This is a genomic window from Streptomyces sp. NPDC024017 (assembly GCF_040638895.1).
GTDB lineage: Bacteria > Actinomycetota > Actinomycetes > Streptomycetales > Streptomycetaceae > Streptomyces.
Window position 1 is genome coordinate 714,422 of the sequence record NZ_JBEZYZ010000001.1, and the last position, 14,854, is coordinate 729,275.

Consider the following 14,854-nt stretch of genomic DNA (forward strand, 5'->3'; position numbering starts at 1 on the left):
GAACTCCTTCACAGATGGCGGCGTCGGGTGGAGACGTGCCGTTCGTACAGCTCTCGTGCCTTGACCGCGGACGGCCGTGTCGCGGTCTCGGCCACGGGTACATCCCACCAGGCCTGCGCGGGAGGCGCGCCCGACACTGTGTCTGCCGTTTGGGTCTCTACGTAGACACATGTGGGAGTGTCGGCCGCCCGGGCCTCGGCGAGGGCCTCCCGCAGGTCCCGGACGGTCTTCGCGCGCAGGACGCGCATGCCGAGGCTGGCCGCGTTGGCGGCGAGGTCCACGGGCAGCGGCGGCCCCGTGTACGAGCCGTCCTCGGCCGGGTAGCGGTAGGCGGTGCCGAACCGCTCGCCGCCCACCGACTCCGACAGGCCGCCGATGGACGCGTAGCCGTGGTTCTGGATGATCAGGACCTTGATCGCGATGCCTTCCTGCACGGCCGTCACGAGCTCCGTCGGCATCATCAGATACGTGCCGTCGCCGACCAGCGCCCACACGGGCCGGTCGGGAGCGGCCAGCTTCACGCCGATGGCGGCCGGGATCTCGTAGCCCATGCAGGAGTAGCCGTACTCCAGGTGGTACTGGTCGGGCGACCGCGTCCGCCACAGTTTGTGCAGGTCGCCGGGGAGGGAGCCGGCGGCGTTGATCAGGATGTCCGACTCGTCGGCGATCTCGTCCAGGGCGCCGAGGACCTGGGGCTGGGTCGGGCGGGTGTCCGGTTCGTCCACCTCGTAGCAGGCGTCGACGCGCTGCTCCCAGCGCTCCTTGTCCTCGGTGTACTCGGTGGCGTAGGACGGCGCGACCCGGTGGTCGTGCATCTTCAGCCTCTCGGTCAGCTCCTCCAGGCCGGTGCGGGCGTCCGCGACCAGGGGCCTTCCGCCGAGCTTGTGACCGTCGAAGGAGGCGATGTTGAGGTTGAGGAACCGGACGTCCGGGTTGCTGAACAGGGTGCCGGAGGCGGTGGTGAAGTCGGTGTAGCGGGTGCCGACGCCGATCACCAGGTCGGCGGTGCGGGCCAGTTCGTCGGCCGTGGCCGTTCCCGTGTGGCCGATGCCTCCGACGTCCTGGGGGTGGTCGTGGCGCAGGGAGCCCTTGCCGGCCTGGGTGGAGGCGACCGGGATGCCGGTGATGTCGGCGAACTCGGCGAGGGCCTCCTCGGCACGGCTGTGGTGGACGCCGCCGCCCGCGATGACCAGGGGCCGCTCGGCCGCCCGGATCGTCCGCACGGCCCCGGCGAGTTCGGCCGAGTCGGCGCCGGGACGCCGTACGGCCCAGACGCGCTCGGCGAAGAACTCCTCGGGCCAGTCGTACGCCTCCGCCTGCACGTCCTGGGGCAGGGCGAGGGTGACGGCGCCGGTCTCGACGGGGTCGGTGAGCACCCGCATCGCGCTGAGCGCCGACGGGATCAGGGCCTCGGGGCGGGTGATCCGGTCGAAGTACTTCGACACCGGGCGCAGGCAGTCGTTGACCGACACATCGCCCGCGTACGGCACTTCGAGCTGCTGGAGGACCGGGTCGGCGGGGCGGGTGGCGAAGACGTCGCCGGGCAGGAGCAGCACCGGAAGGTGGTTGATGGTCGCGAGGGCGGCACCGGTGACGAGGTTGGTGGCGCCGGGGCCGATGGAGGTCGTCACCGCCTGGGTGGACAGGCGGCCCGACTGGCGGGCGTAGCCGACCGCCGCGTGCACCATGGCCTGTTCGTTGCGGCCCTGGTGGTACGGCATCTCCTCGGCGTGCTCCACGAGCGCCTGGCCGATGCCGGCGACGTTGCCGTGGCCGAAGATGCCCCAGGTGGCGCCGATGAGCCGCTGCCGGACGCCGTCGCGTTCGGTGTACTGGGCGGCGAGGAAGCGGACGAGGGCCTGGGCCACCGTCAGCCTGGTCGTCTGCACGGTCATCGGTACCCCTCCGTATGGTCCGGGTGGAAGCAGATCCGCCACTCCCTCGTGTCACCCGGGCCCGCCATGACGTTCAGGTAGTACATGTCGTGGCCGGGCTGGGCGATCGACGGGCCGTGCCATCCGTCGGGGACGAGGACGGCGTCGCCGGAGCGGACCTCGGTGAGGACGTCGGAGCCGCCCTCACGCGAGGGGAATACGCGCTGGTAGCCGAAACCGTTCGGGCCGTCGATCTCGAAGTAGTAGATCTCCTCCAGCTCCGACTCCTCGCCGGGCCGGTGCTCGTCGTGCTTGTGCGGCGGGTACGAGGACCAGTTGCCGCCGGGTGTGATCACCTCGACCGCGATGAGCTTGTCGCAGTCGAAGGCGTCGGCCGAGGCGAAGTTGCGGACGCGGCGCAGGCAGCCGCCGCTGCCGCGGTCTTCGACGGGGACCTCCGGCGCGGGGCCGTAGCGGGCGGGGAGTTGTCGCTCGCACTTCGCTCCTGCCAAAGCAAAGCGGCCTCCCGCGCCGGAGGCGATCTGGACCCGGGCGTCACGGGGCGCGTACGCGAAGTCGGTGACCGACGCGAACACGCTCTCCCTGCCCGAGAGGTGGAACTCTTCGTCCTCGGCGCGCACGGTGCACGCGCCGTGCAGGGGCAGCACGATCCACTCGCTGTCCCCGGTGGTGAAGGTGTGGGTGCCGCCCGGTGCCAGCTCCACGATCCGCAGGCTGCTGTGCGTCCAGCCGGCCCGCTTGGGGTCGATGTCCAGGACGTAGTTCACGTCGGCGGTGGTGCCCTTGGGGACGTACAGCTCACTGGTCACGGCACGGCCCTCACAGCAGTCCGACGGCGGTGTCCACGGCGGCGGCCACGTCGCCGTCCGCCGGGTAGAGCAACGAACGCCCCACGACCAGCCCGCACACGGTGGGCAGTTGGAGCGCGCCGCGCCACTTCTCGTACGCCCCGGCTTGTTCCTCGGCGGAGCCGCCCACCTCGCCGCCGAGCAGCACGGCGGGCAGCGTGGAGGTCGCCATGACCTCGGCCATGTCGTCGGGGTTGTCGGTGACGGGGACCTTCAGCCAGGTGTAGGCGGAACTGCCGCCGAGGCCCGAGGCGATCGCGATCGACTTGGTCACGGCCTCCGCGGAGAGGTCGTTGCGGAGCCGGCCCTGCTCGTCGCGACGGCTGATGAACGGCTCGACGAAGACGGGGAGTTTCCGGGCGGCCATGGCGTCGACGGCCCGGGCGGTGGACTCCAGTGTGGTCAGCGAGCCGGGGTCGTCGTAGTCGATGCGCAGGAGCAGCTTGCCCGCGTCGAAATTGAGGCGCTCGATGTCCTCGGGACGGTGGCCGGTGAAGCGGTCGTCGAGTTCGAAGCTGGCGCCCTGGAGGCCGCCGCGGTTCATCGAGCCCAGGACGACCTTGCCGTCGAGGGCGCCGAGCAGGAGCAGGTCGTCGAGGATGTCGGCGGTGGCGAGGACGCCGTCCACGCCCGGCCGGGACAGGGCCAGGCAGAGGCGTTCGAGGAGGTCGGCGCGGTTGGCCATGGCCATGCTGCGGCCGCCGGCGCCGAGGGCGCCGCGGGCCGGGTGGTCGGCGGCGACGATCATCAGGCGACCGCTCGAGTTCAGCAGCGGACGGCGGGGGCGGCGGGCCGCGGCCTCGGCGATCGCCTCCGGGCGGCGGCTGCGCAGGCGGACGAGTTCGGAGATGTCGACGGTCACCGGACGGCCCCTGCGGTGACGGCGGCCTCGATCTCGTCCGGCGTGGGCATCGCGGAGGAGCACTCAAGGCGGGAGGCGACGATGGCACCGGCGGCGTTGGCGTGCCGCATGTTCTTCTCCAGGTCCCAGCCGGAGAGCAGACCGTGGACCAGGGAGCCGCCGAAGGCGTCGCCGGCACCGAGGCCGTTCAGGACGTTCACCGGCAGCGGCGGGACCTCGGCGCTCTCGCCGGCGCTGTCGACCGCGAGGACGCCCTTGGGGCCCTGCTTGACTACGGCCAGTTCGACCCCGGCGTCCAGGAGGGCGCGGGCGGCGGCGTGGGGTTCGCGCACGCCCGTGGCGACCTCCACCTCGTCGAGGTTGCCGACCGCGACGGTGGTGTGGCGCAGGGCCTCCTCGTAGAAGGGGCGGGCCGCGTCCGGGTCCGTCCAGAACATCGGGCGCCAGTCGAGGTCGAACACCGTCGTGCCGGCCTTGGCGCGGTGGGCGAGGGCCGCGAGGGTCGCCGTCCGGCTGGGTTCCTCGCTCAGGCCCGTGCCCGTGACCCAGAAGACCCGGGCGTCGCGGATGGCGTCGAGGTCGAGTTCGTGGGCGTCGATCTCCAGGTCGGGGGCCTTGGGCTGCCGGTAGAAGTACAGCGGGAAGTCGTCCGGCGGGAAGACCTCGCAGAAGGTGACCGGGGTGGGCAGGCCGGGGACCGGGGTGACCCAGCGGTCGTCCACGCCGAAGTCCCTCAGTGCCTCGTGGAGGTAGGTGCCGAAGGGGTCGTCGCCGGTGCGGGTGATCACCGCCGTCCGCCGTCCCAGGCGGGCCGCGGCGACCGCGACGTTGCTCGCCGAGCCGCCGAGGAACTTGCCGAAGGACGTGACCTGCGGCAGCGGGACGCCGGTCTGGAGCGGATACAGATCCACTCCGATCCGCCCCATGGTGATCAGGTCGTACGCCATCAATGTCCCCTCGATGCTCGGCTCTCCCCGGTTTTGTAGCCCCCTCTCGAAGCCCTGTCAATGTTTTGTCCGGACATTCGGACCAGATCATGACAGCGCTTTCCGCTCTCCGGCCGGCTGCCGGCCGGGCCCGGGTGCCGCGTCAAGGCGCCCCGCCGACACTTCGGCGCGCGCCTTTGCCCCGGGTGTGTCACAAACGCCCGCTCTCTGTCACACATGTCGCGTTCACGCGGGTCTTCCGTCACACCCGGCCCACAGGCCCTGCCCCGTGTCCCCCGGGCGTCGTTGACCGGGCACAGGCTTGTTGATCGCCAGCGCAGCGCCCGGCTCCCCCTGGACGGCCGTCCACGGCCGCCGCCGTGGTGCGCGCGGGGAGGTGCACGTCATGACCGACCGAAGGCTCTGGTCCTACAAGGAGATCGCGGCGCACATCCGGGTGCAGCCGGACACCGTGCGGTCCTACCGCAAGCACGGGCTGCTGCCCCCGCCCGACCATGTCGAGAGCGGCAAGCCCTACTGGTACGCCGACACGGTCCGGGCCTGGGTCGCCTCCCGGCCCGGCAACCGGGGCCGAAGAGCCGACTGACCCCACCTCCCGGGCTCGGCCTCGTGCCCCACCCTCGCGTGGGGCACCGTCATCGGCCGGTGCGTCAGCTCCACGGCTCGATGACCGTCGCTCCCACCCCCGGCGCCGTCCCCATCGCCGCCAGCGCGGACGGGACCTCCTCCAGCGCGATCGTCGACGTCACCAGCAAGTCGGGGCGCAGCACACCGCTGCGGACCAGCTCCAGCATCGGCGGGTAGCTGTGCGCGGCCATGCCGTGGCTGCCGAGGAGTTCGAGCTCCAGGGCGATCGCGCGGGCCATCGGTACGGGCGTCGTGCCGGTCGGCGAGGGCAGCAGGCCGACCTGGACGTGCCGGCCACGGCGGCGCAGGCCGTTCACGGAGGCGGCACATGTGCCGGCCGAGCCCAGAGCGTCGAGGGAGAGGTGGGCACCGCCGCCCGTCAGTTCGCGGACCGCGGCCGCGGTGTCCGGCACGGCCGCCGCGTCGACACACCGCGCCGCCCCGAACGTCCGCGCCAGGTCCAGGGCACCGGGCGACACGTCGACGGCCACGACCCGGGCGCCCGACGCGGCGGCGATCATCACGGCCGAGAGCCCGACCCCGCCGCAGCCGTGCACCGCGACCCACTCCCCCGCCGCGACCCGGCCCTGCTGCACCACCGCCCGGTACGCCGTGGCGAACCGGCAGCCGAGCGAGGCCGCCGTCGCACAGGACAACTCCTCGGGCAGCGCCACGAGGTTCACATCGGCGTGGTCCAGCGCCACGTACTGGGCGAAGGAGCCCCAGTGGGTGAAGCCGGGCTGGGTCTGGCGCTCGCACACCTGGTGGTCGCCCGCCGCGCAGGACGGGCAGGTGCCGCAGGCGCAGATGAACGGCACGGTGACCCGGTCGCCCGGCCGCCACCGGGTCACCCGGGCGCCCACCGCCTCGACGACCCCGGCGAGTTCGTGCCCGGGCACGTGCGGCAGGGCGATGTCCGGGTCGTGGCCCTGCCAGCCGTGCCAGTCGCTGCGGCACAGCCCGGTGGCCTCGACCCGCACGACGACGCCGTGCTCCGCGGGCTCCGGGTCCGCGACGTCCCGCACCTCTGCCGCTTCCCCGTACCGCTCGAACACCACGGCCCGCATGGACCCACCCGCCTTTCGTTCCTGCCGTGCCCGGACCCCCCGGGGGTGCTGGGTGCCCTCGCGCCCTCGCGTCGGCACCTCGGGGAACGCTAGCGCCTCCTGCGCCCTGTGCGGCCCCTGGTGGGGACGTCGTGAGCTGATACCCCCTAGGGGTACAGTTGGGTGTGCGGATCCCTCAGAGGACCCCATAGCCCCACACGCCTCGACGAGGAGTAACGACATGACCGCCCAGACCGACACCACGGGCCCCGTCACCACCGTCTTCAAGGTGAGCGGCATGAGCTGCGGACACTGCGAGGGCGCAGTCTCCGGCGAGATCTCCCAGATCTCCGGCGTGAGCTCGGTGACCGCCGTCGCCAAGACCGGCGAGGTCACCGTCGTCTCCGCGGCCCCGCTCGACGACGAGGCCGTACGCGCCGCCGTCGACGAGGCCGGCTTCGAACTGGCCGGCCGCGCCTGAGAACCCCCCGGGCGCGAAAGTCCGGACGACCCGCCAGGCCTGAGACACACCAGACCTGGCACTCGTACTCGTGTACGGGCCGTACGGCCGCCGCCCCGGCCCGTACGGCCCGTTCCGCTTCCCGGGCGCCCCGCATCTCCTGGAGTCGAGGACATGACCAGCACCACCACCCAGGCACCGGCCGACCACGAGCCGGCCCTCGCCGAGGTCGAGCTGCTCATCGGCGGGATGACCTGCGCCTCCTGCGCGGCCCGCGTCGAGAAGAAGCTCAACCGCATGGACGGCGTCACGGCCACGGTGAACTACGCGACGGAGAAGGCCCGGATCGCCTACCCCGAGGGCACCGAGATCGCCGATCTGATCGCCACGGTGGTGAAGACCGGGTACACCGCCGAGGAACCCGCGCCCCCGCGGGAGGAGGCCGCCGCCGCCGAGGAGGACCCCGAGCTGTCGGCCCTGCGCCGGCGTCTGGCCGCCTCCGCCGTCCTCGCGGTGCCTGTCGTCCTGCTGGCGATGGTCCCCGGCCTGCAGTTCGACAACTGGCAGTGGCTCTCGCTCACCCTCGCCGCACCGGTCGTCGTCTGGGGCGGGCTGCCCTTCCACCGGGCCGCCTGGACGAACGCCCGGCACGGCGCCGCCACCATGGACACACTGGTCTCCCTCGGCACCCTGGCCGCGTTCGGCTGGTCCCTGTGGGCACTGTTCCTCGGCGACGCGGGCATGCCGGGCATGCGGCACCCCTTCGAGCTCACGGTCTCGCGCGGGGACGGCGCCTCCTCGATCTACCTGGAGGTCGCTTCCGGGGTCACCGCCTTCATTCTGCTGGGCCGCTACCTGGAGGCCCGGTCCAAGCGCCGTGCGGGGGCGGCACTCAGGGCGCTGATGGAGCTGGGCGCCAAGGACGTGGCCGTACTGCGGGACGGGCGCGAGGTGCGGATCCCGGCGCAGCGCCTGGCCGTCGGCGACCGGTTCGTCGTACGGCCCGGCGAGAAGATCGCCACCGACGGCACGGTCGTCGAGGGCGCCTCCGCGGTGGACGCCTCGATGCTGACCGGCGAGTCGGTGCCGGTGGACGTGACCGCCGGGGACCCGGTCACCGGCGCCACGGTCAACGCGGGCGGCCGGCTGGTCGTCGAGGCCACCCGGGTCGGCGAGGACACCCAGCTCGCACGGATGGCGAAGCTGGTGGAGGACGCGCAGAACGGCAAGGCCGAGGTGCAGCGGCTCGCCGACCGGATCTCCGGGATCTTCGTGCCGGTGGTGCTGCTGATCGCCGTCGCCACGGCCGGGGTGTGGCTCGGGCTGACCGGCGACAGTGTCGCCGCGTTCACCGCGGCCGTCGCGGTACTGATCATCGCCTGCCCGTGCGCGCTGGGCCTGGCCACCCCGACCGCGCTGATGGTCGGCACGGGCCGCGGCGCCCAGCTCGGCATCCTCATCAAGGGCCCGGAGGTCCTGGAGTCCACGCGCCGGGTCGACACGGTCGTCCTGGACAAGACCGGCACGGTCACGACGGGCCGGATGACCCTCCAGGAGGTCCACGTCGCCGGGGGCACCGACGAGAAGGAGGTGCTGCGGCTCGCGGGCGCCGTCGAGCACGCCTCCGAGCATCCCGTCGCCCGTGCGATCGCGCTGGGCGCCGAGGAGAGCGCGGGGCGGCTCCCGGAGGTCGAAGGGTTCGAGAACGTCCCCGGGCGGGGCGTGCGGGGGCGCGTGGAGGGCCGTGACGTCGCCGTGGGGCGGCTCTTCGACGACGTGCCGCCGGAGCTGGCCCGCGCGCGGGACGAGGCCGAGCGGGCCGGACGTACGGCCGTCGTGGCCGGCTGGGACGGGACGGCGCGGGCCGTTCTGACCGTGGCGGACGCGGTCAAGGAGACCAGCGCCGAGGCCGTGCGCGAACTGCGTGCCCTGGGGCTCACACCGGTGCTGCTGACCGGGGACAACCGCGCGGTGGCCGAGACGGTGGCGGCAGCCGTGGGGATCGAGAAGGTGGTGGCCGAGGTGCTGCCCGAGGACAAGGTCGACGCGGTGCGGCGGCTGCAGGCCGAGGGGCGGGTCGTGGCCATGGTGGGCGACGGCGTCAACGACGCGGCCGCGCTCGCCGCCGCCGATCTGGGCCTGGCCATGGGCACCGGCACGGACGCGGCGATCGAGGCGGGCGATCTGACCCTGGTCCGCGGCGATCTGCGGGTGGCCGCGGACGCGATCCGGCTGTCCCGCCGGACACTGGCCACGATCAAGGGCAATCTCGTGTGGGCCTTCGGCTACAACGTGGCCGCGCTGCCGCTGGCCGCGGCGGGCCTGCTGAACCCGATGATCGCCGGGGCGGCGATGGCCTTCTCGTCGGTCTTCGTCGTCACGAACAGTCTGCGACTGCGGACATTCCGGTGAAGTCCCCCGAATTCCCCCTAAGTTCACGGCGAACGCGATTTGAGCCCCTCTGGAGTCCCGGGCCCGGCTCACATAAGCTCTTCACAAGGCTCGCGCATCTTCCTTACGCTTGGGTCTCCGGACGGCATATCCGGGTTCTTGCGCATCTAACGGACATACGCAAGAGACGCAGATCACAGTGATGTGAACGTAACCATCGAAGGGGTTCGAAGGTCTAAGTTGACGATGTCAGGGAGCGTCTTGGGGGGCGCAACCTGGCATCTGGAGATGTCTTGGGGGACTTCTCCAGAGATGCGTTGCCGGGGCACGCACACCGGGAAGCTTTGAGCGGCCCTCCCGGGCGTGTCCCGGCAGATCGCACACCACAGCAGTGCGGCGAGTTTTGCTCGTTCTGCTCAACAGCGGTTTCAGGCGCTGTCCTCACAGACGCCCGGCCGGATCCCGTGGGGGGAATCCGTACCGGGACTGGGAAGGCGCCCTGGTCGTCGGCCCGTGGGGGGACCGGCGCCGGGGCGCCTTCTTCATTGCGTAAGAAATCATGTAAGAGAGCACGCGAGAGCGCACGCGAAAGCCCCCGCACCCGGCAAGCGGATACGGGGGCCGAAGCGGGCTTGCGCCTCAGCGCTCCTCGACGGGAACGAAGTCGCGCTCGACCACGCCCGTGTAGATCTGGCGCGGGCGGCCGATGCGGGAGCCGGGCTCCTTGATCATCTCGTGCCACTGGGCGATCCAGCCCGGCAGCCGGCCGAGGGCGAACAGGACCGTGAACATCTCGGTCGGGAAGCCCATGGCCCGGTAGATCAGGCCGGTGTAGAAGTCGACGTTCGGGTAGAGGCTGCGCTCGACGAAGTAGTCGTCGGAGAGCGCGTGCTCCTCCAGCTTCAGCGCGATGTCCAGCAGCTCGTCGGACTTGCCGAGCGCGGACAGCACGTCGTGCGCGGCGGCCTTGATGATCTTGGCGCGCGGGTCGAAGTTCTTGTAGACCCGGTGGCCGAAGCCCATCAGGCGGACGCCGTCCTCCTTGTTCTTCACCTTGCGGATGAAGGAGTCGACGTCGCCGCCGGAGTCGCGGATGCCCTCCAGCATCTCCAGCACCGACTGGTTGGCGCCGCCGTGCAGCGGGCCCCACAGGGCGTTGATACCGGCGGAGATCGAGGCGAACATGTTCGCCTGCGAGGAGCCGACCAGGCGGACCGTGGACGTCGAGCAGTTCTGCTCGTGGTCCGCGTGCAGGATCAGCAGCTTGTCGAGCGCGGAGACCACGGTCGGGTCCAGCTCGTACTCCTGCGCCGGGACCGAGAAGGTCATGCGGAGGAAGTTCTCGACGTAGCCGAGGTCGTTGCGCGGGTAGACGAACGGGTGACCGATCGACTTCTTGTACGCGTACGCGGCGATCGTCGGAAGCTTGGCGAGCAGGCGGATCGTGGAGAGGTTGCGCTGGCGCTCGTCGAACGGGTTGTGGCTGTCCTGGTAGAACGTGGACAGCGCCGAGACCACCGAGGACAGCATGGCCATCGGGTGGGCGTCGCGCGGGAAGCCCTTGTAGAAGTTCTTGACGTCCTCGTGCAGCAGGGTGTGCTGCGTGATGTCGTTCTTGAACGTCGAGAGCTCGTCGACCGTCGGCAGCTCGCCGTTGATCAGCAGGTAGGCGACCTCCAGGAAGGTGGAGCGCTCGGCCAGCTGCTCGATCGGGTAGCCGCGATACCGCAGGATGCCCGCTTCGCCGTCCAGGTACGTGACAGCGGATTTGTACGCGGCGGTGTTGCCGTAACCGCTGTCCAGCGTCACCAGACCGGTCTGGGCGCGGAGCTTTCCGATGTCGAAGCCCTTGTCACCGACGGTGCTGTCGATCACCGGGTAGGTGTACTCGCCGTCGCCGTACCGCAGTACTACAGAGTTGTCGCTCACGTCTTCCCTCACCGACGTTGTGCCTCATCTTCGAGGTTGCCCTGACTGTCTCTACCATCCCCCACTTGGCTCAGGAGAGTGCACTCGGGGTCGACCATCGGGCCTATCGACGGCACTGAGTGCCGCCAACTTGCTCATCCTGCCCCCTCAGTTCCCCTTCTGGAAGTGTCTTGTGACCTTCACGACTCGTTTGATCGATCATTTTTTGCTGAACCGAGCCGGAAGTCGAGTGCCGTGCACCGCCGGCCCGCCGAAACGGTGCGCACCGCCTGGCCGATCGCCTTGCGCGAACCGACGAGGACGACCAGCTGCTTGGCCCGCGTGACGGCCGTGTAGAGGAGGTTCCGCTGGAGCATCATCCAGGCGCCCATGGTGACCGGGATGACGACCGCCGGGTACTCGCTGCCCTGGGACCGGTGGATCGTCACGGCGTACGCGTGGGCCAGCTCGTCGAGCTCGTCGAACTCGTACGGCACCTCCTCGTCCTCGTCGGTGAGCACCGTCAGGCGCTGGTCGACCGGGTCGAGCGAGGTGACCACACCGACGGTGCCGTTGAAGACACCGTTCCTGCCCTTCTCGTAATTGTTGCGAATCTGGGTGACCTTGTCTCCGACGCGGAACACCCGTCCGCCGAATCTCTTCTCGGGCAGGTCGGGGCGGCCCGGGGTGACGGCCTGTTGCAGCAGGCCGTTGAGGGTGCCCGCGCCGGCCGGGCCGCGGTGCATGGGGGCGAGGACCTGGACGTCCCGGCGGGGGTCCAGCCCGAACTTGGCCGGAATGCGACGGGCCGCCACGTCGACGGTGAGCCGGCCGGCGGCCTCGGTGTCGTCCTCGACGAAGAGGAAGAAGTCCTTCATGCCGTCCGTGACCGGGTGTTGGCCGGCGTTGATCCGGTGCGCGTTGGTCACCACGCCCGACTGCTGGGCCTGCCGGAAGACCCGGGTGAGACGGACCGCGGGGATCGGGCCGCCGTCGGCCAGGAGGTCCCGGAGGACCTCGCCCGCGCCGACGCTGGGCAGTTGGTCGACGTCCCCGACGAAGAGCAGATGCGCGCCCGGCGGGACCGCCTTCACCAGCTTGTTGGCGAGGAGCAGGTCCAGCATGGAGGCCTCGTCGACCACGACCAGGTCGGCGTCCAGCGGGCGGTCCCGGTCGTAGGCCGCGTCACCGCCGGGCTTGAGCTCCAGCAGGCGGTGGACGGTGGAGGCCTCGGCGCCGGTGAGCTCGGACAGGCGTTTGGCGGCCCGGCCCGTGGGGGCGGCGAGCACGACCTTCGCCTTCCTGGCGCGGGCCAGCTCCACGATCGAACGGACCGTGAAGGACTTGCCGCAGCCCGGCCCGCCGGTGAGGACGGCGACCTTCTCGGTCAGCGCCAGCTTGACGGCGGCCTCCTGCTCCGGGGCGAGATCGGTGCCCGTGCGCCCCTTCAGCCAGCTCAGCGCCTTGTCCCAGGCCACGGTCCGGAAGCCCGGCATCCGGTCCTCGTCGGTGCGCAGGAGGCGCAGCAGCTGGGCGGCGAGGGAGAGTTCGGCGCGGTGGAAGGGGACGAGGTAGATCGCGGTGACGGGCTCCCCGCCGTCGGGACCCGGCACCTTCTCCCGCACGACGCCGGGGTCCTCGCCGTCCTGAGGGGGTTCGGCCAGCTCGGCCAGGCATTCGATGACCAGGCCGGTGTCGACCTGGAGGAGCTTGACCGCGTCCTTGATCAGCTGCTCCTCCGGGAGGAAGCAGTGGCCCTGGTCGGTGGACTGGGACAGCGCGTACTGCAATCCGGCCTTGACGCGCTCGGGGCTGTCGTGCGGGATGCCGACGGACTGGGCGATCTTGTCGGCGGTGAGGAAGCCGATGCCCCAGACGTCGGAGGCGAGCCGGTACGGCTGGTTCTTCACGACCGAGATGGAGGCGTCGCCGTACTTCTTGTAGATGCGCACCGCGATGGACGTGGACACCTCGACGGTCTGGAGGAAGAGCATGACCTCCTTGATGGCCTTCTGCTCCTCCCAGGCGTCGGCGATCTTCCTGGTCCGCTTGGGGCCGAGCCCGGGGACCTCGATGAGCCGCTTGGGCTCCTCCTCGATGATCTTGAGGGTGTCCACGCCGAAGTGCTGGGTGATCCGGTCGGCGAAGACCGGGCCGATTCCCTTGACCAGTCCGGAGCCGAGGTAGCGGCGGATGCCCTGGACGGTGGCCGGGAGGACGGTCGTGTAGTTCTCTACGTGGAACTGCTTGCCGTATTGCGGGTGGGAGCCCCAGCGGCCCTCCATGCGCAGGGACTCGCCGACCTGCGCGCCGAGGAGCGCGCCCACGACCGTGAGCAGGTCGCCGGCGCCTCTGCCGGTGTCGACCCGGGCGACCGTGTAGCCGTTCTCCTCGTTGGCGTACGTGATGCGCTCGAGTACGCCCTCCAGTGTGGCCAGTCGCCGCTCGCCCGCCTGATCGGCCCCCGCCTGATCGGTCATGATCCGACGGTACCGCCCGGGTACGACAGTGCGGTGGGGACGAACTCCGGTGGCCCTCGCACAAAGCGACCGATCAGTATGCGGCCCGGCGTTCACCTTTCACGCCGGATTCACAAGGGGACCCGAAACTTTACAGTTCAAGCATCCCCGTCGCCCCTTTTGTGATTCCTTCCCGTGGAAGAATTCAGGGGTTCATCGAAAAGGGGGCGGACTCGATTCCGGAGTGACCGTGATGCCGATGCGTCCCCCAGGCCCCAGTGCCCCTCGGTGCGCGCACACCGCCGGCACGCTTCTCGTCGGCCTGTGCGCCGTCGGCACGTTGACGCTGCTCGTGACCTCTCCGGCGATTTCCGGGAACCACTCGATCGTGGCGCCGGGGCCTTCCGCGCCGAATCAGGAACCCGTGCCGGAATTCCACCCCCGCCCCAGCCCGGAACCGGGCTGATTCCGCCCCGCCTTCCGCTCCGCCCATTCCCCTCTCCCCGGCCCCGAATGACGACGAGGAACGATGTCACCCCAGGCCCAGAGCGTCGCCCTGTGGATCATGTCCCTGGCCATCAACATCACGGCGGCGTGCGCGGGGATCGTATGGGGCTGGGAGGCCTTCGCGCAGTTCCTGCTGCCGGCGTTCGGGTCGGTGGTGGGGGCGTCGATGGTGAGCTACAGCCTGCGGCGCTGAGGGCACCGGCCGGAGCGGACACCGTGCGGCGGGAAAGCCGATTGCCGCCCTGCATTCGGCCTGACTAGCGTCCGTTCCATGCCCCCGGCTCTGCACACCCCGCGCCTGCTCCTGGACCCCTACACTCCGGACGACGAAGAGGGCTTCGTCGCCCTGTTCCAGGACGTCAGGGTGTCCCGGTGGATGGGCGACGGGCCCTCTCCCGAGGCGGACGACCGGGCCCTGTTCGGGCGGATCTTCAGCAAGGTCTACGCGCGGGACCTGTTCGACGTGTGGGCGGTCCGGCGCGACGGGCGACTGGTCGGGCACGCGGAGATCAAGCGGACCGACGCGGTGGACGGGCACGAGATCGTCTACGCCCTGGCCCCCGAGGCCTGGGGAAGCGGACTCGGGACGGAGCTCGCCGAGGCGCTCCTGGCGTACGGCTTCGGGACGCTCGGGCTGACCGAGGTGCACGCCACCGTCGCCGCGGAGAACGAGGCCTCGCTGCGCCTGCTCGGGCGGATCGGGTTCGAGCACGTGCGCGACATCGAGGAGGACGACGGGGGCCTCACCCGCGTACTCACAGCCCGCCGACGGCGACTCGGCGCCGGGTCCGGTCCGCGGTGAGCACGCCGCCCGGGGGCTCCTCAAGAATCCGGCAAGAATTTCTTACCTGCCGTGCAACCCTTCCGGCCCCAAGGCTGTCGTACTAGGCGTCAGGACTTCTGG

Annotated in this window: 12 protein-coding genes; 5 read left to right on the top strand and 7 right to left on the bottom strand. The window is 70.9% G+C overall.

Going from position 1 to position 14,854, the window contains the following annotated elements:
- Positions 1-8: 8 nt before the first annotated feature.
- Genes iolD through iolC form a run of 4 tightly spaced genes read right to left on the bottom strand, consistent with a single transcriptional unit; the run spans position 9 to position 4,552 of the window.
- Entirely contained in the window at positions 9-1,895 is a 1,887-nt protein-coding gene (gene iolD, locus AB0G20_RS03265; protein ID WP_361294983.1) for a 3D-(3,5/4)-trihydroxycyclohexane-1,2-dione acylhydrolase (decyclizing), read from the bottom strand.
- Positions 1,892-2,704 carry a 5-deoxy-glucuronate isomerase gene (gene iolB, locus AB0G20_RS03270; protein WP_361294986.1) on the bottom strand — a complete coding sequence of 271 codons (813 nt, stop codon included), beginning with the start codon at positions 2,702-2,704 and terminating at the stop codon, positions 1,892-1,894. The genes iolD and iolB overlap by 4 nt, the downstream gene beginning before the upstream one ends.
- A gap of 10 nt (positions 2,705-2,714) precedes the next feature.
- A complete protein-coding gene (locus tag AB0G20_RS03275; RefSeq protein ID WP_361294989.1) occupies positions 2,715-3,605 on the bottom strand; it encodes a deoxyribose-phosphate aldolase in 891 nt (296 codons plus the stop codon).
- A complete protein-coding gene (gene iolC, locus AB0G20_RS03280) occupies positions 3,602-4,552 on the bottom strand; it encodes a 5-dehydro-2-deoxygluconokinase (RefSeq protein WP_361294992.1) in 951 nt (316 codons plus the stop codon). The genes AB0G20_RS03275 and iolC overlap by 4 nt, the downstream gene beginning before the upstream one ends.
- A 385-nt stretch (positions 4,553-4,937) precedes the next feature.
- On the opposite strand from iolC, the gene AB0G20_RS03285 reads away from it, so the two are divergent.
- Positions 4,938-5,138: a MerR family transcriptional regulator gene (locus tag AB0G20_RS03285; protein WP_031130605.1), complete on the top strand. Its 201-nt coding sequence runs from the start codon at positions 4,938-4,940 to the stop codon at positions 5,136-5,138.
- A 64-nt stretch (positions 5,139-5,202) separates the two neighbouring features.
- Here the strand turns inward: AB0G20_RS03285 and AB0G20_RS03290 are convergent, their stop codons facing one another.
- Positions 5,203-6,246 carry a zinc-dependent alcohol dehydrogenase family protein gene (locus tag AB0G20_RS03290; protein WP_361294995.1) on the bottom strand — a complete coding sequence of 348 codons (1,044 nt, stop codon included), beginning with the start codon at positions 6,244-6,246 and terminating at the stop codon, positions 5,203-5,205.
- Between the two features lie 220 nt (positions 6,247-6,466).
- Here AB0G20_RS03290 and AB0G20_RS03295 point away from each other — a divergent pair, with 220 nt between their 5' ends.
- Positions 6,467-6,706, top strand: a complete 240-nt coding sequence (locus AB0G20_RS03295; protein ID WP_248500392.1) for a heavy-metal-associated domain-containing protein — start codon at positions 6,467-6,469, stop codon at positions 6,704-6,706.
- A 153-nt stretch (positions 6,707-6,859) separates the two neighbouring features.
- Positions 6,860-9,097, top strand: coding sequence for a heavy metal translocating P-type ATPase (locus tag AB0G20_RS03300; RefSeq protein WP_361294999.1), 2,238 nt, complete (start codon positions 6,860-6,862; stop codon positions 9,095-9,097).
- A gap of 618 nt (positions 9,098-9,715) precedes the next feature.
- On the opposite strand, the gene AB0G20_RS03305 is transcribed toward AB0G20_RS03300, so the two are convergent.
- Together AB0G20_RS03305 and AB0G20_RS03310 are read right to left on the bottom strand one after the other, a co-directional pair.
- The gene (locus AB0G20_RS03305; protein ID WP_361295002.1) at positions 9,716-11,005 is read right to left on the bottom strand and encodes a citrate synthase; all 1,290 of its coding nucleotides are present in this window, start codon (positions 11,003-11,005) and stop codon (positions 9,716-9,718) included.
- A 179-nt stretch (positions 11,006-11,184) separates the two neighbouring features.
- The gene (locus AB0G20_RS03310) at positions 11,185-13,464 is read right to left on the bottom strand and encodes an ATP-dependent RecD-like DNA helicase (protein WP_361295005.1); all 2,280 of its coding nucleotides are present in this window, start codon (positions 13,462-13,464) and stop codon (positions 11,185-11,187) included.
- A gap of 508 nt (positions 13,465-13,972) precedes the next feature.
- Here AB0G20_RS03310 and AB0G20_RS03315 point away from each other — a divergent pair.
- Both AB0G20_RS03315 and AB0G20_RS03320 read left to right on the top strand, forming a co-directional pair.
- Positions 13,973-14,143, top strand: coding sequence for a hypothetical protein (locus AB0G20_RS03315; protein ID WP_157851227.1), 171 nt, complete (start codon positions 13,973-13,975; stop codon positions 14,141-14,143).
- Between the two features lie 78 nt (positions 14,144-14,221).
- Positions 14,222-14,752, top strand: coding sequence for a GNAT family N-acetyltransferase (locus AB0G20_RS03320; protein ID WP_361295008.1), 531 nt, complete (start codon positions 14,222-14,224; stop codon positions 14,750-14,752).
- Positions 14,753-14,854: the final 102 nt, after the last annotated feature.

What these genes read in the sequence shown, in the direction of transcription:
- iolC (WP_361294992.1), bottom strand. Translation starts at nt 4,552, where the DNA reads ATGGCGTACGACCTGATCACCATGGGGCGGATCGGAGTGGATCTGTAT.
- AB0G20_RS03285 (WP_031130605.1), top strand. Translation starts at nt 4,938, where the DNA reads ATGACCGACCGAAGGCTCTGGTCCTACAAGGAGATCGCGGCGCACATC.
- AB0G20_RS03310 (WP_361295005.1), bottom strand. Translation starts at nt 13,464, where the DNA reads ATGACCGATCAGGCGGGGGCCGATCAGGCGGGCGAGCGGCGACTGGCC.
- iolD (WP_361294983.1), bottom strand. Translation starts at nt 1,895, where the DNA reads ATGACCGTGCAGACGACCAGGCTGACGGTGGCCCAGGCCCTCGTCCGC.
- AB0G20_RS03300 (WP_361294999.1), top strand. Translation starts at nt 6,860, where the DNA reads ATGACCAGCACCACCACCCAGGCACCGGCCGACCACGAGCCGGCCCTC.
- AB0G20_RS03320 (WP_361295008.1), top strand. Translation starts at nt 14,222, where the DNA reads ATGCCCCCGGCTCTGCACACCCCGCGCCTGCTCCTGGACCCCTACACT.
- AB0G20_RS03295 (WP_248500392.1), top strand. Translation starts at nt 6,467, where the DNA reads ATGACCGCCCAGACCGACACCACGGGCCCCGTCACCACCGTCTTCAAG.
- AB0G20_RS03290 (WP_361294995.1), bottom strand. Translation starts at nt 6,246, where the DNA reads ATGCGGGCCGTGGTGTTCGAGCGGTACGGGGAAGCGGCAGAGGTGCGG.
- AB0G20_RS03315 (WP_157851227.1), top strand. Translation starts at nt 13,973, where the DNA reads ATGTCACCCCAGGCCCAGAGCGTCGCCCTGTGGATCATGTCCCTGGCC.